At 74.4% G+C, this 20,690-nt stretch carries 11 protein-coding genes; 2 read left to right on the forward strand and 9 right to left on the reverse strand.

Going from position 1 to position 20,690, the window contains the following annotated elements:
• Nucleotides 1–120: 120 nt before the first annotated feature.
• The 9 genes from BCD48_RS09605 to BCD48_RS09645 form a co-directional block, all read right to left on the reverse strand.
• Nucleotides 121–1,296 carry a CaiB/BaiF CoA transferase family protein gene (locus tag BCD48_RS09605; RefSeq protein ID WP_083418394.1) on the reverse strand — a complete coding sequence of 392 codons (1,176 nt, stop codon included), beginning with the start codon at nt 1,294–1,296 and terminating at the stop codon, nt 121–123.
• Nucleotides 1,297–1,585: 289 nt separating this feature from the next.
• Nucleotides 1,586–3,436: an enoyl-CoA hydratase-related protein gene (locus BCD48_RS09610; RefSeq protein WP_241841617.1), complete on the reverse strand. Its 1,851-nt coding sequence runs from the start codon at nt 3,434–3,436 to the stop codon at nt 1,586–1,588.
• Nucleotides 3,437–3,839: 403 nt separating this feature from the next.
• The gene (locus BCD48_RS09615) at nt 3,840–5,108 is read right to left on the reverse strand and encodes an acetyl-CoA C-acyltransferase (protein WP_241841618.1); all 1,269 of its coding nucleotides are present in this window, start codon (nt 5,106–5,108) and stop codon (nt 3,840–3,842) included.
• A 379-nt stretch (nt 5,109–5,487) separates the two neighbouring features.
• On the reverse strand, nt 5,488–6,180 hold the full coding sequence (locus tag BCD48_RS09620) for an alpha/beta hydrolase (RefSeq protein ID WP_071047999.1): 693 nt from the start codon (nt 6,178–6,180) through the stop codon (nt 5,488–5,490).
• Nucleotides 6,181–7,309: 1,129 nt separating this feature from the next.
• Nucleotides 7,310–8,239, reverse strand: coding sequence for a DUF459 domain-containing protein (locus tag BCD48_RS09625; RefSeq protein WP_083418396.1), 930 nt, complete (start codon nt 8,237–8,239; stop codon nt 7,310–7,312).
• A gap of 158 nt (nt 8,240–8,397) precedes the next feature.
• Nucleotides 8,398–9,888, reverse strand: coding sequence for a CBS domain-containing protein (locus BCD48_RS50560; protein ID WP_071048000.1), 1,491 nt, complete (start codon nt 9,886–9,888; stop codon nt 8,398–8,400).
• 13 nt (nt 9,889–9,901) lie between these two features.
• Entirely contained in the window at nt 9,902–11,773 is a 1,872-nt protein-coding gene (locus tag BCD48_RS09635) for a GmrSD restriction endonuclease domain-containing protein (RefSeq protein ID WP_241841619.1), read from the reverse strand.
• Between the two features lie 372 nt (nt 11,774–12,145).
• Nucleotides 12,146–14,569: a HelD family protein gene (locus BCD48_RS09640; RefSeq protein WP_071048002.1), complete on the reverse strand. Its 2,424-nt coding sequence runs from the start codon at nt 14,567–14,569 to the stop codon at nt 12,146–12,148.
• 359 nt (nt 14,570–14,928) lie between these two features.
• Complete coding sequence (locus BCD48_RS09645; protein WP_083418397.1) at nt 14,929–15,570, reverse strand: HhH-GDP family DNA glycosylase; 642 nt, start codon at nt 15,568–15,570, stop codon at nt 14,929–14,931.
• A 119-nt stretch (nt 15,571–15,689) separates the two neighbouring features.
• Here BCD48_RS09645 and BCD48_RS09650 point away from each other — a divergent pair, with 119 nt between their 5' ends.
• On the forward strand, nt 15,690–18,212 hold the full coding sequence (locus BCD48_RS09650) for a serine/threonine protein kinase (protein ID WP_083418398.1): 2,523 nt from the start codon (nt 15,690–15,692) through the stop codon (nt 18,210–18,212).
• Nucleotides 18,213–18,433: 221 nt separating this feature from the next.
• Nucleotides 18,434–20,605: a serine/threonine-protein kinase gene (locus BCD48_RS54795; RefSeq protein WP_131803877.1), complete on the forward strand. Its 2,172-nt coding sequence runs from the start codon at nt 18,434–18,436 to the stop codon at nt 20,603–20,605.
• Nucleotides 20,606–20,690: the final 85 nt, after the last annotated feature.

Genomic DNA, 20,690 nt, shown 5'->3' on the forward strand with positions numbered 1-20,690 from the left:
CACACGCACAGTCCATCATAATGAGCACTCACTCATAAGCGCTCCCGACTCACGCCGTGCCGGAGCTCCGGCCTATGCCCGTGCCGGCGCCTCGGCCTAGGCAGCGGCCCGGGCGTCGGCTTAGGCCTGGGCCGCTGGCTGCTCACCAAGCCAGTCGGCGAAGACCTCGTCCGTGTCGGCGCCCTTAGACGGCGGCGAGGTCGGGGTGCCGGGAACGGTGCGCGAGAACCGCGGCGCCGGCGCTGGCTGCTCGATGCCGTCCATGGTGAGCAGCGTGCCGCGGGCGGCTAGGTGTGGATGGGATCCCGCCTCGGCCCAGGTCAGCACCGGGGTAACGCAGGCATCTGTGCCGTCAAAGACGGCCGCCCACTCATCCCTGGTCTTCGACAGGAAGGCCCCGGTAAATCGGGCGCGCAGCTCCGGCCAGCCCGCACGCTCGTTCTGGCCGGGCAGGCCGGCGTCAGCGAGCCCGAGGCCGGCGAGCAGCGCGGCGTAGAACTGTGACTCGATCGCGCCGACCGCGACATAGCGGCCGTCCGCGCAGACATACGTGTCGTAGTACGGCGCACCGCCGTCGAGGACGTTGACCCCGCGCTCGTCCGACCAGAACCCGTCGCCGCGCCAGCCCCACATCATCTGGGCCAGCACGCTCGCGCCGTCGACCATCGCCGCGTCCACGACCTGGCCGGCACCGGACCGCTCCCGCTCCCAGAGCGCGGCGAGGATGCCGGTGAGCAGGAACATCGAGCCGCCGCCGAAGTCGCCGACGAGGTTGAGCGGCACCGTCGGCTTGCCGTCCCTCGGGCCGATCGCGTGCAGGACGCCGGTGATGGAAATGTAGTTCAGGTCGTGGCCGGCCGTGTGCGCCCATGGGCCCTCCTGGCCCCAGCCGGTCATCCTGCCGTAGACCAGGCGCGGGTTGCGCTCCAGGCACACGTCGGGGCCGATTCCGAGTCGCTCGGCCACGCCGGGCCGATAGACCTCGATGAGTACGTCGGCCCGCTCGACGAGCGCGAGCAGTCGTTCCGTGCCCGCGGGGTCCTTGAGGTCGAGGACGACCGAGCGCCGGCCGCGCAGCAGCTGGTCACCGGTCTTCGGAGCGCCCTGCACACCGCCGCCGCTGGGCCGGTCCACCCGGACCACGTCGGCGCCGAGATCGGCGAGCACCATCGCCGCATGCGGTCCCGGCCCGATCCCGGCGAGCTCCACCACCCGCAGGCCGGCCAACGGCCCCGTCGACGCCCCGGCCCCCGTTGCGGCATCGCCGGACGTCGACGCTCCAGCGCCTGGCTCCATCGGCTCGTCACTCCCTCTCCGAACAGTTCGCTGTGCGGACGGCGCGCGCCGGCCGCGGGCCGCGGCCGCGGCCGCGCCCGTCCGCCGGCCCCGCCGGCATGCGTCGACGTGCTGACTCTCGCCGGGTGATGGGTCCTTGGCGCTGAACCGCTCCAGACCTCTCCAAGACCGCTCCGGGCGTAGGCCTAGAACCCATTTCGGCGACCGCAGACTGGTTTACCGCCGTGACCCCGCCGCGTCCACCGATCGGTCACGGCACGGTGACGACGGCGAACGGGCGGGCAGGCTGTCAGGCGTACGGCTCGCCGCGCTCGGCTCGCGCCACCAGCGGCGCGGGCGGGGCGAAGCGGGCGCCGTGGCGGGCCGCGAGCGCGCGCGCCCGGGCCACGAAGCCGGCCACCCCGCCGGGATAGCCGTTGACGTACCGAAGGGCCCCGCCTGTCCAGGCCGGGAAACCGGCTCCGGTCAGCGAGGCGACGTTCGCCGCCGCCACCGAGCCGATCACGCCCTCGTCGAGGCAGCCGACGGTCCGCAGCGCCACGGCGAACAGCAGCCGCTCCTTCAGCTCCTCGAACGCGATCCCGGCCGGCTCCCCGACAGGGTCCCCGGCGCCGTCCCCGCCGCCGTCCCCGCCGCCATCGCCGTCGCCGTCCTTGCCGAAGAGCTCCCGCAGCCCCTTCCACAGGCCCGCGCGCCGGCCGTCGGCGTATTCATAGAACCCGGCGCCAGAAGCACGGCCGGACCGGCCGAACTCCTCGACCATCCGGTCGAGCACCGCGAGCGCCCCGTGGTCCTGTCCCGTGGCGACGGCCCCTCCGCCCGCCGGCGCCTCGGCCACGGCCACGGCCACGGCGACCGCCGCCGCCGCCTGGACGGTGGCGAGCGTGAGCTCGTCACACAGCCGCAGCGGCGATGAGCGGAAGCCGGCCTGCATGCCGGCCTGCTCGACGGACGGCGCGGGCACGCCCTCGCCCACCATCGCGGCCGCCTCGGCGAGGTACGCGCCGAGCAGGCGGTCGACGAACGCCTTCGGCGCCTCGAACCGTGCCCGGCCGCCCGGACCATCCGCCGAGGCCGCGCCTTCGGCGACGACCCGGCCCATGTCCACGAAGAACGCCTGGACGAGGTTCTTCGACGCCTGGCTGGTCACCAGCTCGGCGAAGTAACGCGACTCGACGACGCCCGCGGTGTCGACGTCGAGCTGGGCACCCTCGACCGCGGCGGCAAGGATCGCGGGCCCCGCGACCTGGGCCGCCCCGGCGGGCTGGCGGCGCAGGCCCGCGGGCAGCGACGCGAGCGCGGCGGCGAGCGCGGGACTCGACGGGCCGCCACCGGGAATCTGGTAGCCCGGGATGTCCCAGCGCGCCACCGGTGCCGGGTTCGCCCGGATCCAGGCCTTCGCCGCCGGCACCAGTTCGTCCCGCGTGGCGACCAGCCCGTCGACGAGCCCCAGGGCGCGCGCTCGCGCCGCGCTGTACCGCTGGCCCTGCAGCAGGGCGTTGACCAGCGCGTTCAGCACCCCGAGCAGGCGGACCACCCGGACCACCCCGCCGCCCGACGGCATCAGGCCAAGCGTCGCCTCGGGCAGGCCGAGCTGTGTGCCGGGCGCGTCCAGGGCGACCCGGTGGTGGCAGGCGAGCGCGATCTCCAGCCCGCCGCCGAGCGCGGCGCCTCCGAGCGCCGCGACCACCGGCCGGCCGAGCGTCTCCAGCCGGCGCAGATGGTCCCTGCCTACGGTGGCCAGCTCGAACGCGGCCCGCGGGTCGGCCAGCTCGGCCAGCTCACGCAGATCGGCTCCGGTGGCGAAGGTCGGCTTCGCCGACGTCACCACCACGCCGGTGAGCGACGCGCGCTCGCGCTCCAGCCGCTCGATGACGGCGCCCAGCGAACTCCGGAAGGCCGCGTTGGTGGTGTTCGCGGGCTGTCCGGAGTCATCGAGCGTCAGCACGACGATCCCGTCCGCGCCCCGCTCCCACCGGATCACCCCGATCCGTTCGGCCTCATTGCCCGGCTCGCCGCTTCCCGGCTCGCCGCTCCCCCGCTCGCCGGCCGCGAGCTCGGACGGCGGCGGTACTGGCGGCCGGGTCACCGCGGGCGCCGTCGTCGCCGCGGCCGTCGTGGTCGCGGCTGTCGTGGTCACCGTCGAGGCCGCCACCGTCGAGGCCGTGGATGGCGTCGCGGGCGCCCGCGACGCCTCGGAGGTTGGCGACGCCTCGGAGGTCGACGTTGCTTCGGACGTCGATACCGCCTCGGAGGTCGACGTTGCTTCGGACGTCGGCTCCGCTTCGGACGTCGGCTCCGCTTCGGACGTCGGTACCGCTTCGGACGTCAGCTCCGCCTCGGACGTCAGCGCGGTCGACGACGCTGGCGACGGCTCGGGCATCGGCGTCGTCTCCGGGTCGGGAAGGCCGCGGGCGGCGGCGGGGTGGGCAACGGAGGTGGGGCATCGGAGGCGACTGGTACCGGCGAGCGGACAAGGGGGACGAAGAAAGGATGAACGGGGAGATGCGGCGCGTCGCCACCGGCCCCGGTCCAGGAGACCGTCAGACCCGCTCCAGCAGCGTCGCCACCCCCATTCCGGCGCCCGCGCTGACGCTGACGATCGCCCGGCGGGCGGCGCGCCGCTCGAGCTCGTCGACCGCGGCGATGACGAGCCTCGCACCCGTGGCGCCCAGTGGGTGGCCCAGGGCAAGCGCGCCGCCGTTGACGTTGAGCTTCTCGTCGGGGATGGCCAGGTCCTTCTGGTAGGCGAGCGCGACGGCCGCATAGGACTCGTCCGTCTCGAACAGGTCGACATCGTCGACGCCAAGCCCGGCGCGGGCGAGCAGCGCGCGGGTCGCCGCCGACGCGCCGCCCAGCGCGAGCGTCGGGTCGGACCCCGCTGGCACGACGTCCACGACCCGTGCCCTCGGCGTCAGCCCCAGTTCCTCGCCGGCCCGCTCACCGCCGAGGAGGACGAGCGCCGCGCCGTCCGCCGGCCCCGCCGAGCTCCCCGCCGTGTGCGCGTGGTCGACGCGTTCGAGCCAGTGGTAGGCCCGGGTCGCCACCACGTCGAAGCCCGCCTGTTCGCCGGCCTGGGCGAACGCCGCCGGCAGCCCCGCCAGGTGGCCGGCGGCGGCGTCCAGCCGGGACTGTTCGACCAGGACGCCGGCCCCGACCGGTCCGATCCGCTCGTCGTGGTCGAGGACGAGCAGGCCGTGGTCATGGACGGCGACGACCGAGCGAGCGAGAAGGCCGTCGGCCCAGGCGTCCGCGGCCAGCCGGCGCGACCGCAGCGCGTAGGCGTCGAGGTCCGCGCGGGTGAGGCCCGTCAGCGTGGCCAGCAGGTCGGCCGCGACGCCGGCGGGGACGAAGCCGGTCTGGTAGTTGGTCGCCGGGTCGCTCGCCAGCGGCCCGGCGTCCGCGCCCGCCGGCACCCGTGACATCGACTCGACGCCGCCGGCGAGCAGGAGATCGTCCCAGCCCGCGCGCACCCGCGCCGCGGCCAGCGCGACCGCGTCGAGTCCCGACGCGCCGAGCCGGCTGACTACGGCCCCGCAGACGGTGTCCGGCAGGCCCGCGACCAGCGCCGCGGCCCTGGCCAGGTCACCGGCCTGGTCACGGGCCGGGCTGGCGACACCGAGCACCAGATCGCCCAGGCGGCCGACGTCCAGCGTCGGGTTCCGCTTGCGCAGCTCGTCGACCAGACCAGCCACCAGCGAGACCGGCTTCACCCCGCGCAGCGCTCCGTCGACGCGCCCGCGTCCCCAGGGCGTGCGGACCGCGTCATAGAGGAAGGCCTCGCCCGTCACCGTGCCAGCCAAGCCCGCCACCCCACCCTGGTCAACCCGTCCACTCCGCCATGGTCACCCCTGTATCCCAGCAGCCCACACCAGGCTTACAGCAGGGTGGCCACCCGGACGGATGCGGCGACGCTCGGACAGAACGGGCGGGATGGGACGCGGTGGGCCGGGACCGGACCGGACGGGCTGCCCGCCGGCCAGCAGATCTGCCGGCAGACCCCCAGATCGCGGACATCCAGATCGCCGACCTCCCAGATCGGCTTCCAGACCTCCCCGATCGCTTACCTCCCAGCAGACCTCCCAGCAGACCTCCCAGATCGCTTCGCGATCCGGCAGGAACCCTGTCGCCAATCGGGCAGGGACCCCGGATCCGGCAGGGACCCTGTCGCCGATCCGGGAGGGACCCCGGCTAGGCCGATCCGGCGGGAACCCAGTGGGCGGGGGCGGTGGCGACGTCCTCGAGGAAGGCGATGGTGTGGGCCGCGGTGGCGCGCCAGCTCGTCTCGGTGAGGACCTGGTGGCCGCCGGGGACGGCGACCAGGCGGGCGCGTGAGGCGGTGCGGGTCGTCATCCGGACCACCTGCAGGGGGCTGACCTCGTCGCCGACGCCATGCACGAGCAGGATCGGCAGGTCGGGCAGCGCCCGCGGCGGCGGCTCGGACGGGATCTCGCCCGCGACCGGGCGGTAGAGCAGCGGCAGGCCGAGCAGCACGAGCGCGTCGGTGCGCAGCGCCGGCGAGCCGGCGACGGCGAGCGCTCGCAGCGCGCCGGTGTCCGAGCCGACCAGCGCGAACGGCCGCCCCGGGACCCTGCACTCGCCAAGGGCGAGCGTGCTGTCCTCCCCCATGCCGAGATAGGTCACCTCGTAGCCGTCCAGCGCGAGGCGGAACGCCAGCGGCTCGAAGAGCTCGGCGGACTCGCCGCGACCCGGGAGCACGACGACGGCGCCGCGTGGGTCTCGTTCCGGCTCGGCGCTCGGCCAGGACCGGGTGTCCCGGCGGTGCGCATCGTTCTGCCGAGTCCCCGGTGACGCGGCGTCGGTCCGCGCTCGCGCCTCGGGCGGCCGGGCCGACGGCACGGCCGGAATGAGCGTTGGGGTCATCGAACACTCCTGGTTTCTGGCCGGCACCGCTGCCAGCCGTTGTGCTGCCGGTCGGCGGTCGCCGGCCGTCGGTGCCCACCGGCGGATGCCGGCGCCGGGCGCCACCCGGGCTCCCGCCGGACCCGGGGTCCCTGCCCGATTGGCGACAGGGTTCCTGCCGGATCGCGGAGCGATCTGGGAGGTAAGCGATCGGGGAGGTCTGGGAGCCGATCTGGGAGGTCTGCCGGCAGGTCCGCGATCCGGGAGGTCTGCTGGGAGGTCGGCGATTCGGTGGGCGGGGGTCGTCCCCCGGCCGGCGGGTGCCGCCCAGGGGTGTCGTCCGCCGCTGGCCCGGCGGCCACACCGACCGAGACCAGTGGCATCCCGTGGTATGCGGCGGGGGCGGGGCAGCGCCCACGGGTGGTCTCGCGATTCAGACGACGGCGGACAGTACCGCGCCCGTCGCGGTCGGACGCCGCGGGGGCACGTGTTCACGTTGCGCTTCCGAAACCTGGCCGACGACACAGCGGAGTGGCGCTGGGACGAACTCCGGGCGAAGAGGCGGACAAGTGCCGCGGCGGTCCCGCCGGCCCGTGAGCGGGTCCGAGCGCGGTTCTGGACGAGTCCGATGCCCGCATGGGGCCGCGGCGAACGCGGGACGGCGGGAGCCCGCCGGCGCGATGGCGGGGCGGGCAGGCGACCAGTCGGGAACGCGCAGGTCAGCGGCACCGGGGCGAGAGTACGCCGGCCGGCCGGCTGACGCGGGTCAGGCGGATCGCCGTACCGGGCCGTTCGCCGGAAAGCGGGATGGACACGGCCGCGACGGCGTGATGGGGGCCGCGTGGCGGCCAGACAACAGTCGGGCGTGTTCGGAGAACATGACTCTATGTTCACTGGATCAGTAGAGAATGTCAACGATCGGAGCGCCGCCGGAGACCTCGTCGACGCGGAAGCGAAACATCTTGGATACATAGTGGCACGGCGACGACCATCCAAGCGCACTGGGCAGCCAGCTGGCGACAGCCCGGTGACGCACCGCGAGAACGGCATGAGCGCGGCGCGCACCGGTAGCCACGCGCCGCGTCACGCGCGTACCGGGCGCGTCATGAGAGGTACGAGCGGCACGCCGCGCGACGCGGTGGGGCACCGGTCAGCCGAGCACGCCGCGCGCGACCGCGAGGCCGTAGCGGCGGGCCCCGCCGGAGTACACCGGGCAGACGCCGGCCGGTTCGGTGGGACGCGGGCAGAAGTGTATGCCGTCAGGAGCCCGCACCACGACCCGGCCGTCGGGGCCGCAGGAGTCCTCGGGGGCACAGGGCAGGGTGGTGGTGAACCGGCCGTGGTCGGAGATGGACTGCCCGGCGCGGATCACCCTCGTGTGCGGCGTGGTGCTCGCGATCTGCGCCCAGAGCCGGTCGAGCTCGGTGCGCCCGTCGGCGTCGACGGCCTCCCCGCGCCGCGGCGGCGTCTCGACGAGGCGCACCTCGACGCCGCTTGCGGCCAGCTTCTCGGTCATCGCCGTCACGTCCGCGCGGTAGGCGGCGATGAGGTCGCGCCCGCTCATGCAGGGCGGCCGGTTACCGGAGAAGGCGATCACCGCGATCGTCGGCTGGAAGTCCCGGATCGTGCCCGACACGTCGTCGAGCCAGTTGCACGGCGCGGTGCCACTCCACATCTTCATCAGGATGGCGTGCGCGCCGGCCTGGGTCGCCGCCGCCCGGAAGTCATCCTGCGCCTCGACCATCAGCGAGTCGCCGTACACGACGATCCGCGGGTTCGCCGGCAGGTAGCCACGCAGGACGACCGCGCCCGCGAGCCCGGTAACGGCCACCGCGAGCAGTGCGACGACCTGCCAGGACCAGGACCAGGGCCGGGGTCCGCCGCGTACACGCCCGGCCGGCTCGCCGTGCCGGTGCGACGGCTCTCGTCGCTCTCCCGGCGCTCCGGCCTCGCGCCGCCCGACCGGGTCGGCGCGCCGCTCGAACGCGCCGGGCCCCGAGGGCGTGCCCGTGGAGGCCGACGGGCCGGATGGTGGCGACGGCGGAATTCGCGGAGATCGTTCGGACTGCGCGGTGGACACGGCGCTCCTTGTCCGTAAGGAAGTGCTTTGTCTCCCTTATGGACGCACCGCGCCCAGGGAAAGGTTGAAAGCTGGCGGTGGCCTCTTGATGACACGCGGGTGCCACAGGTCCTCAGGGGGCGGTCGACCGGAGGCCCGCGATCAAGACCGGCAAGGGGTCAATATGGATCAACGCCCTTGAGCACGCCGCAGAACTGACGCAGATGTTCCTTCTGCCGGTCGGTGAGCGGCCGCGGGTCGAAATGCATGATCTCGTTACGGATCCGCCGGACCTCGTCGAGGTCGCGGAGAAACTGCTGGTGATCGACCGTCGCCCAGCTGAGCTTTGCCCACTGGTCGGGCGGGCGCAGCAGCTTGAGGTACTCCCCGAACATCAGGTTGCTGATGCTCGTCGCGTCCGGATTGACGGCTCGCAGGTCCTCAAGGCCGAACCTCAGCCCCAGGCATCGGCGCAGCCGCCGCTCGATCTCACCGATCAGGAAGTAGGGGTGCGCGAGCCGGTCGTAGGCGTTCGCGAGATCAGCGGTCGTGACGATGCCGCAGACCCGGCCGTCGCGCCAGACGACGACGAACCCGCGCTCGGTCACCCTGGGCAGGGTCGCCAGCAGGTCGTCGGTCACCTGGACGCTCTCCACGTCCGGGTCCGTCGCGTTCTCGAGAGTCTGCTGCCTGTGTGAGCCCTGCAACGTCGCGATCGAGCGCCAGGTCACGGCGCCGCGCAGGTTCGACGTTCCGTCCAGGACGGGCACCTGGGAATAGCCCAGCTTCAGCATGAGCGTGGTCGCCTTGGGCAGCGGCGTGCCCGAGGGGACGCTGCGCACGCCACCCGTCGCGCTCGGCAGGTGGCCGACCTTCATCGCGACCCATGGCGGGGCGTCATCCGCGTCGGCCCGCGGCTGCCCGGGCGCACCGCCTTTCTTGCGCCGGCGGTTGCGTCTACGTCCGGCGCCCGCCGGCGCCCCGTCGGACGGCGCCCCATCGGGCGCCGTCCCATCGGGCGCCGTCCCATCGGACCGCGCCACATCGGACCGCGCCACATCGGGCTGCCCCGGCTTCGCCGAGGCGTCCACCGGGCTCCGGGCCGTCTCGTCGGCGCCCTGGGCGGGCGCGGCACCGCCGTCCCCGACGGCCAGCGCGCAGCCGTCACCGTCACCGGCGGCGGCGGGGTCGCTCCGCGAGCTCCCGTCCGGGGCCACGCCGGCCCCGCCACGGTCGTCAACACCCGCGTCCGGGGGCCCGTCAGACGGGCCAGAGCCGGAGTCCGGCTCGTCATCGGGCAGGCCAGAGCCCAGGTCGGACTTCTCCTCGGGCGAGCCGGAGTCAGGCTTCTCGTCGGGCGAGCCGGAGCCGGAGCCGGGCTTCTCGTCGGGCGAGCCGGAGCCGGAGTCAGGCTTCTCGTCGGGCGAGCCGGAGCCGGAGCCGGGCTTCTCCTGGGCGCTCGGGCCGGGTTCCGGCAGCGGGACGACGCGCACGAGCGTGCTCAACGGCCCGCGGGCGAATCCCGGCTGGGTCGTCAGCCCGACGGCCGCGAGGTCCCGGCTGATCCGGGGCACCGCGATGTCGTCGCGGACCCGCTGGCCCCACTTCGCCAGGAGCTGGCCGATCGTCAGCGAGACGTCCCGCAGCGCGCGGATGTCGTCGGTGTCCACCGCGAGCTCCGCCTCAGACGCCGGTCGGGACCGGGCCGCCGGCCAGGCCCGCCGCCGAGGTGCGCACCGCGTGCTTGCCCATCGCGTCGTCGACCAGGTCCAGCAGCCGGGCGGTCCGGTCGGCGTAGAAGGCGTCGAAGTCGGCGGCGCGCAGCAGCGCCGGGTCGATCAGGTGGGTGGCGACCCGGTCGTCGAGCCAGTCGGCCGGGGCACCCGCCTCCCTGGCGAGGACGTCCAGGTACGCGGTCGGCGCGCGGGTGCCCATCCGCTGGCCGGCCTGGTAGGACAGCGCGGTCTTGTTGACGATGCTGCCCATCCGGGCATCCCGGCGCCCGGCCCGCTGGAACCAGGACTTCGGGAAGATCAGCCGGATGTCGACGTCGCGGCCGACGGCGCTGTCGCCGTCGATCGGCGCCTCGGTGAAGTACCAGTCGTAGGCGCCCTGCTTGACCAGCAGCGCGTACAGGCCCTTGTAGGCGGCGCTGTTGCGGGTTGTGAGGGTGGTCAGCCGCTGCTCATGGAAGGTCGCCTCGACGATGGTGTCCGGCTCGGAACCGTCGGCGGTGATCCAGGCGACCACCTGCTCGACGTCGCGCGGGAAGCGGCTCTCGAACGTGCCGCTGTACAGCTCGCCGAGCACGCCGCACCAGTACCAGCGGGCCAGCCGCTCCCGTACCGGCGGCCTGTCGGCCTCCTCGCCGAGGATCACCCGGATCGCGGCGAGGGGGATGAGCTGTGTGCGGTACGGCAGGAACTTCGACTGGAACACGCACTGCTCGCGCAGGAAGACGCCGGTCCAGTCGAACGCGTCGACGACCCGGTCGGCCCATTCCCGGTAGTCGGGCAGCGGCAGGTCGAGCAGGTCGCGCCGCTTGCAGCCGACCGCCGGCGCGGTGCCCGGCGCCACCGCGCCGGCCGCGCGGCGTGCGAGCCATTCGCGTTTACGCAGGTAGGTGACGACAAGGGCGACGGACTGCAGGAAGTCAATGTTCTCCAGGTCGGAGAGCATCTCGTGCTTCTCGACCAGCTCAGTGCGAATCCGCTCCCAGTCGGAGGCGAGATGGAAGTCCTCGCCGGTCTCCTGGAAGTAGCCGATGTCGCCGGCGTACATCGCGGTGAGCAGCTCAAAGACGTTGAGGACGACGCCGCCGGTGTTCACCTTTTCGAAGACCGCGCACACCGCGACCTTGTCCGTCGTCTTCGGAAGCTTGATCATCGGCACCTGGAAACCCGTGATCCGGTGCAGGACCCGCTTCTCGAACTCCGACCAGCGGTCCCAGTTCTCGTCGCCGGGCCGGGATCGCACGAAGCTCCGCTGCCAGGCCACGACCTTGTCGTTGTCGAAGATGATGTTCAGCGGGAACAGGCCGGCCGCGCACTCGGCCTCGGTCGTGGTGAGGTCGAGCCTGATCCTGCGGCCGAAGTCCTCCGTGAGGATCTTCGTCGCCGGTATCGACAGGATCGCCTCCTCCCGGTCCGCCGCCGGGTCGATCGCCCTGTCGAGGTCGACGTAGTACCAGCGCTGGACCGGCTTGCGCCGGGAGTCCTCGGTGTCGACCGGCCGGTCGGCCAGCAGCGCCTGGTAGAGCGAGGTCAGCCGCTGCTGGCCGTCGAGCAGCAGCTGCTCGGGCTCGACGGCGGGCGTGGCGGGCGGTGTGCCGTGCAGGGCCCGGGTGCGGAACCTGGTCACCCCGCCGGTCTCCAGCGTCATCACCACGCCGAGCGGGTAGTCCAGCGTCACGGTGGCCAGAAGTGAGCGGATCCGGTCGTCGTCCCACTTCCAGGATCGCTGGAACTCCGGAAGCTGCACCTTGCCCTCGGCGACGAGAGTCAAGAGCTCACCGAGCCTGATGTTGTCGAGCGCCACGTCCCCCCCTGTCCGCACCCGCCCGCGTCACCCCGCCGCGCCCCTGCCTCCCGACGTCGACGGCAGGCCGAACAACGGCGCGCCGCATCGACGAGGAATGCGCCAACCATATCGAAGCGGAACGAAGCGGAACGGACGGGTCGATTCCCGGGCCGTTTGGTTCGTCTCGGCACGTGGTCGCGCGAGCCGTGGCTCAGCCCAACGCGGAGTGACCGTCGGCGCAGTGGCCGTCGGCGCAGTGGCCGTCGGCGGGCTGGCTGGCGCGGAGGTAGGCAAAGGCGCCGCCGCGGGCGAGCGGCTCGTCGTGCGTGCCCAGCTCGACGGCCTCGTCTCCGGCCGGTTGGCGCGGCGCCGTCAGGAGGTGAGGCGCTGTCAGGAGGTGAGGCGCTGTCAGGAGGTGAGGCGGGCCAGGACGGGTGGGAGGGCGCCGGTGTGCAGGACCGTGAGCGAGCGGGTGGCGCGCGTCAGGGCGACGTACAGGTCGGCGAGCCCCCGGGTCGGCCCGGCGAGCAGCGCCGACGGCTCGACTAGCAGGACGGCGTCGAACTCCAGCCCCTTGCTGTCGGCGACGGTCAGCACCGCCACCCGCGCGTCCAGGACCTCCGCGCCGTCGCCGGCACCCACACCGGGCCCGGCGGCGCCGAGGAGCTCGGGCGCGAGCCGGCACAGCGCGGCGCGCACCGGGCCGGCCGTCTCCGGCGGGCAGATCACCGCGAGCCGGCCCTCGCCGATGATCCCGGCCGTCCGGACGGTCTCGGCGGCCACGGCGTCCGGGAGACCGCCGGGCGAGGGCACCCGCACGGCCAGCGGCTGCTCACCGGTCGAGCGGACCGACTCGGGCGCCGCGGACGCCGACCCGCTCGCGGCCAGCACGTCCGCGGCGACGTCCATGATCTCCCGCGGGGTGCGGTAGTTCACCGTCAGCCGCTCGACCCGGAACCGGTCGCCGACGTGCGGGGTGAGGATCCGCGCCCACGTCGCGGGCGCGCCGGGACGCGCCGCCTGGGCGAGGTCGCCGACCAGGGTCGCGCTGCGCGCCGGGCAGCGCCGCCACAGCAGCCGCCACAGCATCGGCGAGACCTCCTGCGCCTCGTCGACGATGAGGTGGCCGAACGCCCACTCGCGGTCCGTCGCGCCCTGCTCGGCCGCCGTCGTCCGCCGGCGCGGGCCGCGCCACCGGTCGGCGACGGTCTCGGCGTCGAGCTCGCCGGCGAGTCCCAGCATCTCCAGGACGTCCTCGGCGTAGCGGCGCTCGGCCGCCCGTTCCCTGGCCGCGCGTGCCTCGGCCGCCTCCCGGCTGCTCTCGTCCGGGTCACCGAGCAGCTCGGCGGCCTCGTCGAGCAGCGCCACGTCGGCGACCGTCCAGGCCCGCGCGCCGCGATCGGCGCGACCGGCGCCGCGCTCGCGGCCCGTGCCCGTCGCGCCGTCGGGCGTGAGGGCTTCGTCCCCGTCGAGGGCACTGAACAGGTCGTCGTGACCGGCGGCGCCCGGCCGACGGGTGCCCTGCAGCAGATCCCGCTCGGCCGGGGTCAGGATCCGCGCGGCGGCCCTGGCGAGCAGGTCGGCGTCGGTGTAGAGACGCTCGAGCAGCTGGAAGGAGCTGAGCCGGGGCCACAGCTCGTTGAGCGCCCGCCGCACGGCCGGGTCTGCCCACAGTCCGTCGCGGACGTCGCGACGTTCGTCGTCGTCGAGCAGCCCGCCGGAGATCTGGCGCACTACCTGGCCGGTCAGCTCGTCGAGCAGCTCTCGCAGGAACACCCAGCGGGCGCCGTTGTGCGGGCGCCGGCTTCGCCGTGCTCTGGTCCGCGCGCGGGCGACGGTATCCCGGTCGAGGCGCAGCGTCCGGTCGTCGTCGTGGACGATCTCGATCGTCCGCCGCGGCAGCCGCTGGTGCTCGCGCACCGCGGCGGCGAGCACGGCCGCCATCCGCTCGTCGCCCTTGACGCTCCCGAGCGCCACCGGGTCGGTCGCGGTCGCCGCGACGCCGGGGAAGAGCCGGCCGGGGGTCGCGAACACCACCCCGGTCTCACCGAGCGAGGGCAGCACCTGGTCGATGTAACGCAGGAACACCGGGCTCGGGCCGACGACCAGGACGCCGGAGCGCTCCAGCCGGGCACGCTCGGAGTAGAGCAGGTAGGCCGCCCGGTGCAGCGCCACCGCGGTCTTGCCGGTGCCCGGGCCGCCGTCGACGACCAGCACCGAGCGGGCGTCCGCCCGGATGATGCGGTCCTGCTCGGCCTGCAGCGTGGCGATGATGTCGCCCATCCGGCCGGTCCGCGGCGCGGACAGCGCCTCCAGCAGCATCGTGTCGCCGGTCGGCCTGTCGGCCTCCGCGGCACCGTCGGTCACGGCGGGCGCCGCGCCCGCGGGACCGACGGACAGCAGGTCGTCGGCGACGCCGGTCACCTCTCGGCCCTTGCTGCGCAGGTGGCGGCGGCGGACCAGGCCGCGCGGCTCGGCGAGCGTCGCCTGGTAGAAGGCGGTCGCGACGGGTGCCCGCCAGTCGACCAGGATCGGCTCCTGCTCGACGTCGGAGAGGCCGATCCGGCCGATGTAGGTGCGCGTCCCGTCAGCGCGGTCCATCGCGCCGAAGCACAGCCGGCCCTCGGCGGCCTCCAGCCGGGCCAGCCGCTCGGCGTGGGTCGCGGCGAACACGTCGCGCTCGACGACCGCCTGCGGCGTTCCGGTGCCCACATCCAGCAGCACCTGCCGCAGCTGGGCGCGGGTCAGGTCGCGGACCTCGTCGAGGCGTGTGTAGAGCAGGTCGACGTAGGCCTGCTCGCGGACGAGCCGCGGGTCACGGGTCGGGGACACTGCGCTCCTCCGCGAGACGAACCGGCACAAAAGGGTACATAGACGATCTGATGTGCTTGCCGGCCGGCCACCGGGAAACGGCCTGCCCACCGACCTGCCCCACCTCGCCGCCCCACCTCGCTCGACGCTGGATCCACGCGTTCGGCGCAGGCACGGCTTGGCGGCCAGATCACGGACCAGCCGGGTCGGCTTCGCCGATCCGGCTGGAACCTTCGGGAGACCCCGGCCCAGCTGCAACCAGAACACAGAAGACTAGCGGGCTCCGTAATCTTCCCGGCGATCTGCCGCACCCGGCCCGGCGTGGCCAGGCACTCGCCCCGCGTCAGCCAGGCACGATGAGCGCCTCCCGCCGAACGACGTCAGCGGTGCGCGGCGGCGTCGATGACCTGGTCGATGTCGTGCTCCAGGCGGCCGCGGACCAACGCGGCGACCAGCAGCGGGAAGTCCTCCCGCTCGACCAGCTCGAGCAGGCGGCGCGGGTCGCCGGGCAGGCCGAGATCCCGGGCGGTCTGGCGGGTACGGGCGTCGACATAGGGGACGAGCTCGTCCCAGCCGGCCTGCGCCTCGCGCAGGAAGATGTCGGCGCCGACCGGCCCGATCCCCTTGATCTGCATGAGCAGCGTGTGTTCCCGGCCGCCGTGGTAGTCGGCCGCGTCACGCACGCCCCGGACGTCACCATCGTAGGTGTCGAGCAGGTAGTGACACGCGTCGCCGAGGACGCGGGCAGTGCTCTCGTCGTATCGCGCGTAGCCGTGCTCGTTGAGCACGCGGACCCGCTGCTCCCAGGCGGTGTCGGCCAGCACCGCGGGGCTCGTCCACCCTTCCGCGAACAGCGCCTTCGACGCATCCAGCGCCGCCGATGACCGGATCCGCGCGCTGGCCAGCGTCGCGAAGACGAGCAGCCGGAACATCGCCTCGGCGGTGTCGGCGGCGACGTCGGCCTCGATGTCCTCGGCGAAGGTTCGGCCGTGCCGGGTCATCAGCTCGGCCAGGACGTCCATCGGATCGGCTCCAGCCATTTCCACGAACTACCCACGACCACGCCGAGTCACTCAGCACACGCACCACGGTGAGCCGCTACCGGCGCACGTGGCCCGCTCTGCAAGGATTTCGCAGGACGATGTTCCCCACCGTGACAAGTCGAAAGTCCGGGGGGTTCGGTGGTAAGAGAGGGTTGATCACGGGTGGGACCGGCGTGCTGACTCCGTTGGGCCCGACGGACCGCCGCGCGGTGGGCAACTACAGGCTCCGCGGTCGGCTGGGCACCGGTGGGATGGGGACCGTTTTCCTGGGTGTAGACGACGACGGCCAGCCGGCCGCGGTGAAGGTCATCCGGTCCGACCTGCTCGACGAGCCGCAGTTCCGCGACCGCTTCCGCCGGGAGGTCACGGCCGCGCGGCGGGTCCGCATCTGTCGCGTCGCCCATGTGCTCGACGCCGACCCGGACGCCGACGAGCCCTGGATGGCCACCGAGTACGTCGAGGGCACCAACCTGCTCACCGCGGTCACCCAGCACGGCCCGCTGCGCGGAGCGAACCTGACCGCGCTGGCCACCGGGCTCGCCGAGGGCCTGGTCGCCGTCCACGCCGCCGGCGTCGTGCACCGCGACCTCAAGCCGGCGAACATCCTGCTCGCCCGGGAAGGCCCGAAGATCATCGACTTCGGGCTCGCCAGGGCCGACGACCTCACCGCCAACACCAGCAGCGGAAGCGTCATCGGCACCGTCGCGTGGATGGCGCCCGAGCAGCTCAACGGCGACCCGGCCACGACCGCGACCGACATCTTCAACTGGGGCATGTGCGTCGCGTTCGCCGCCCGCGCCCACCACCCGTTCGAAGGGCAGACGCCCGCCGCGACCGCTATGCGGATCCTGTCCACCCAGCCGGGCCTGGACGGCATGCCGGCCGACCTGCTGCCGATGGTCACCGCCGCCCTCGACCGCGACCCAGGCCGCAGACCCGGCGCCATCGGACTTCTCACCGCTCTCGCCACCCCACGGCGGGCCAGCCCCACAGAGGCGGGCGCGGCCCGCCCACCGCTCGCGGACTGGATCCCTCCGGCCGCGATGCCGCCGCGAGGCGCGCCCGGGGACCCGGCCAGCGCGCCGGCCTCCCGCGGGTCGGCCGCACCGGTCGCGATGGCCTCGGACACGAGGGACGGCGGCGCCCAGGCGGCTGGTTTCAAGCAGACACCGCTCGCCGCGGCCACGGCCGTCGCCGTCGCGGACGCCGAGGACGACGCCGGCGGCCCGGCCGTCGCGGCGGCATCGGCCGTCTCCACGGCGGCCGGCGCGGCGGTCACGCCGCCTTCGGTGGCGCGTGACCAGACGGACCCGTGCTCCGCCTCCGACCATGCCTCCTCCGACCATGCCGCCTCCGACCATGCCGCCCCTGCCCCAGGCGCCGCTGGTCTGGACGCTCCCGACGGCGGCGGCTCCGACGCCGACCACGGCGACTCCGACTCCGGCTCCGGCCACGCCGCCCCTGCGTCCTACCGATCCCGCGACACCACGGCGCCGCGTCGTGGCGCCTGGCCGCGGTCCGTGGCGGAAGCCGACGCGGCCGTGCCAGTCGCCGACTGGGACGACGCGGCCCCAGCCCTTCGCCAGCCTGCCGGAGAACCCGCGGCCGCCAGCCAGGACGACGCGCACGACCTCGCTCCACCCAACGGCCCCACAGCGGGCGCGCCTAGCGCCACCGCGCGCCACCGGCCCCGTCGACGGCGGCTGCCGCTCCTGCTCGCGCTGCTGGCGGTCCTGCTGCTGGCCAGCACCGCGCTCAGCCATTCGCTGTTACGCGACGACCACCGGGACGAAACCGCGGGGGGCTCACCTCGCGCCGCCGGCGCCGGCGCGGGCAGCGCTGCCGGCGCCGCGCCCGACACGGGCCTGGCGAGCGCGGTCCGCTCCGCCCCCGCGCCGGGGGCCAGCGACGGGCCAGGCGGGCCGACCGCATCAGCCGCGCCGGGCGCTACCGGCTCCGCCTCGCCCCTTGCCGGGACGGCCGGCCCGGCGGCCGGCGTCGACCCGGCGACATTGCCACGCGCCGCCACCACCGGGCGGCCGCTCGACGAGACCGCGGCCAGCAGGACCACCGTCCTAGGCAACGACGGCGCCGCCATACCCGCCTACCGGGGCCCGTCGACGGGCGGGCTGTTCGGCGGCCAGCTCGGCACCGTGCCCAGCGGCTCGCCCGTCGATGTCTACTGCGGCCTGTACGCCCAGCAGGTCAGCGGGACCACGAGCACCTCGCGGCTGTGGGTCTACACCGGCTCCGGCTGGATCCCGGCCGGCTACATCCAGACCGGCAGCGCCGAGCCCGTCAGCCCACCGGCCTGCGTCGGGACGGTCAGCTCACCGACGCTGGGGTCGAACGCCCCCCAACCGGACACCGGCCCATTCCCACTCACCCAAGACGTGTCCATACTCCGGGTCGCCGGGAAGGCCGACTCCAGCCTGACCAGCGGGCGGCTGCGCAAAGCCGAGCCGATCGGCCAGTTGCACGGTGGCGACCTCGTCGTACTGCGCTGCCAGGCGAGCGTGAAGGACACGGGCGAGGTCTGGGACCAGTTGACCTCCGGCGGCTGGATCCAGCACACCCACGTCTACAGCGGCACCTCAGGCTCCCCCGCCCCCGCCTGCTGACCGGCCCGACGAGCCAGCCTCACCACCGGGCCTACGGCCTTGGCCAGACAGCCTCGTATAGCAGCGCGCCGACCTGGGCCGCGATACACCCACCACGGTAGGCCACTATTAGCGCACTTGGGCCTCTCTGGGAGGATTCAACGGGACGATGGGCCCTACCGTGACAGTCGAAAGTCCGGGGGTTCGGTGGTAAGAGAGGGTTGATCACGGGTGGGACCGGCGTGCTGACTCCGTTGGGCCCGACGGACCGCCGCGCGGTGGGCAACTACAGGCTCCGCGGTCGGCTGGGCACCGGTGGGATGGGGACCGTCTTCCTGGGTGTAGACGACGACGGCCAGCCGGCCGCGGTGAAGGTCATCCGGTCCGACCTGCTCGACGAGCCGCAGTTCCGCGAACGCTTCCGCCGGGAGGTCACGGCCGCCCGGCGGGTCCGCGGCACCCGCGTCGCCCAGGTACTCGACGCCGATCCGGATGCGGACGAGCCGTGGATGGCCACCGAGTACGTCGAGGGCGTCAGCCTGCTCGCCGCGGTAGGCCGGCACGGCCCGCTGCGCGGGGCGAACCTGACCGCGCTGGCCACCGGGCTCGCCGAGGGCCTGGTCGCCGTGCACGCGGCCGGCGTCGTGCACCGCGACCTCAAGCCGGCGAACATCCTGCTCACCTGGGAAGGCCCGAAGATCATCGACTTCGGGCTCGCCAGGGCCGACGACCTCACCGCCAACACCAGCGGCGACAGCGTGATCGGCACCGTGGCGTGGATGGCGCCCGAGCAGCTCAACGGCGACGCGGCCACGACCGCGACCGACATCTTCAACTGGGGCATGTGCGTCGCGTTCGCCGCCCGCGGCCGCCACCCGTTCGAGGCGCAGACCCCGGCCGCCACCGCGATGCGGATCCTGTCCACCCAGCCGGGCCTGGACGGCGTGCCGGCCGACCTGCTGCCGATGGTCACTGCCGCCCTGGAACGCGGCCCCGGCCGACGGCCCGGCGCCATCAGGCTCCTCGCCACCATCACCGACCAGCCACATGCCAGCCCGGCCGGGGCGGGCGGGCCCCGGCGGCCGGCCGCGGGCCGGGTCTCTCCAGTCGCGGTGCCGACGGGGAGCGCGCAGGCCGGCCCCGCCGATGCGGCGGACGCTGCCAGCGCCACTGGTGCTGGCCGGGCGGCTGGTACCGGCGGTACGGCTGGTACGGCGGTCTCCGGCGGGTCAACCGCGCCGGTCGCGAGGGCCATGAGCACGGCGGACGTCGGCACGGCCGACGTCGGCACGGCCGCGCTGGTCGCAGTCGCGGACAGGGACGACGAGGCCCCTGGCCCTCGCCGGCCGGCCGGCGAGCCGGCGGCGGCTGGGCGGGGCGGCGAGCACGACCTCGTCCCGCTGAACGGCCCGACCGAGGACGGGCCGGGCGCCGTCGGGCCGGGCGCCACCGGGCGCCACCGGCCCCGCCGCCGGCGACGGCTGCTGGTCCTGATGGCGCTGCTCGTGGTCCTGCTGCTGGCCGGCGCCGCACTCGTCCACTCCCTGCTGCGCGGCACCGACCGGGGCGACACCGCGGGCGGCTCGTCCCACCCGGCTGGCGCCGACGCCCGCGCCGGGGACGACGAGGGCCAGGCGACCGACGGCGCTGGCGCTGGCGCGATGCCCGGGGCCGGGAAGGGGGCGGGAGCTGGGGCCGGCAACCAGACCGGGGGGCCGTCCGCCTCGGCAGGGCCGGGCGTCACCGTCTCCGGCTCGGCCGTTCCCGCGACGGCCGGGCCGTCGGCCGGCCCCGCCGCGACGACGTTGCCGCGCGCCACCACCAGCGGGCGACCGCTCGACGAGGCCGCGGCCAGCAGGACCACGGTTCTGGGCGCCGACGGCGCCGCGGTGCCGGCCTACCGGGGCCCGTCGACGGGCGGGCTGTTCGGCGGCCAGCGCGGCACCGTGCCCAGCGGCTCGCCCGTCGACGTCTACTGCGGCCTGTACGCCCAGCAGGTCAGCGGGACCACGAGCACCTCGCGGCTGTGGGTCTACACCGACTCCGGCTGGATCCCGGCCGGCTACATCCAGACCGGCAGCGCCGAGCCCGTCAGCCCGCCGGCCTGCGTCGGGACGGTCAGCTCGCCCAAGCTGGGGTCGGGCGCCCCGCAGCCGGACACCGGGCCTTTCCCGCTCACCCAGGAGGTGTCTGTGCTGGGGGTCGTCGGGCAGCTGGTGTCCGGTCTGACCGGGGCGCTGCTGGGCCAGGCCGACCCGGTCGGCAGGCTGCTCGGCGGCGACCTCGTCGTGCTGCGCTGCCAGGCCCGCGCGGCGGACACGGGCGAGGTCTGGGACCAGCTGGTCTCCGGCGGCTGGATCCAGCATGCCTACGTCTACAGCGGCACCTCCGGGTCCCCGGCCCCCGCCTGCTGACCGCCCGGAACCCGCCTCGCCACCCAGCCGCTCAGCCACCCGGCCGCGCGCCTTGTCTGATGGTCGCGTCTCGCCACCCGGCTCT

Source organism: Pseudofrankia coriaricola, assembly GCF_001854805.1.
Taxonomy (GTDB): domain Bacteria; phylum Actinomycetota; class Actinomycetes; order Frankiales; family Frankiaceae; genus Pseudofrankia.

Bases quoted from the DNA above. Each gene is read 5' to 3' on its own strand.
- BCD48_RS09620 (WP_071047999.1), bottom strand. From the start codon at position 6,180: ATGACCCCAACGCTCATTCCGGCCGTGCCGTCGGCCCGGCCGCCCGAG.
- BCD48_RS09645 (WP_083418397.1), bottom strand. From the start codon at position 15,570: ATGGACGTCCTGGCCGAGCTGATGACCCGGCACGGCCGAACCTTCGCC.
- BCD48_RS09650 (WP_083418398.1), top strand. From the start codon at position 15,690: ATGTTCCCCACCGTGACAAGTCGAAAGTCCGGGGGGTTCGGTGGTAAG.
- BCD48_RS09605 (WP_083418394.1), bottom strand. From the start codon at position 1,296: ATGGAGCCAGGCGCTGGAGCGTCGACGTCCGGCGATGCCGCAACGGGG.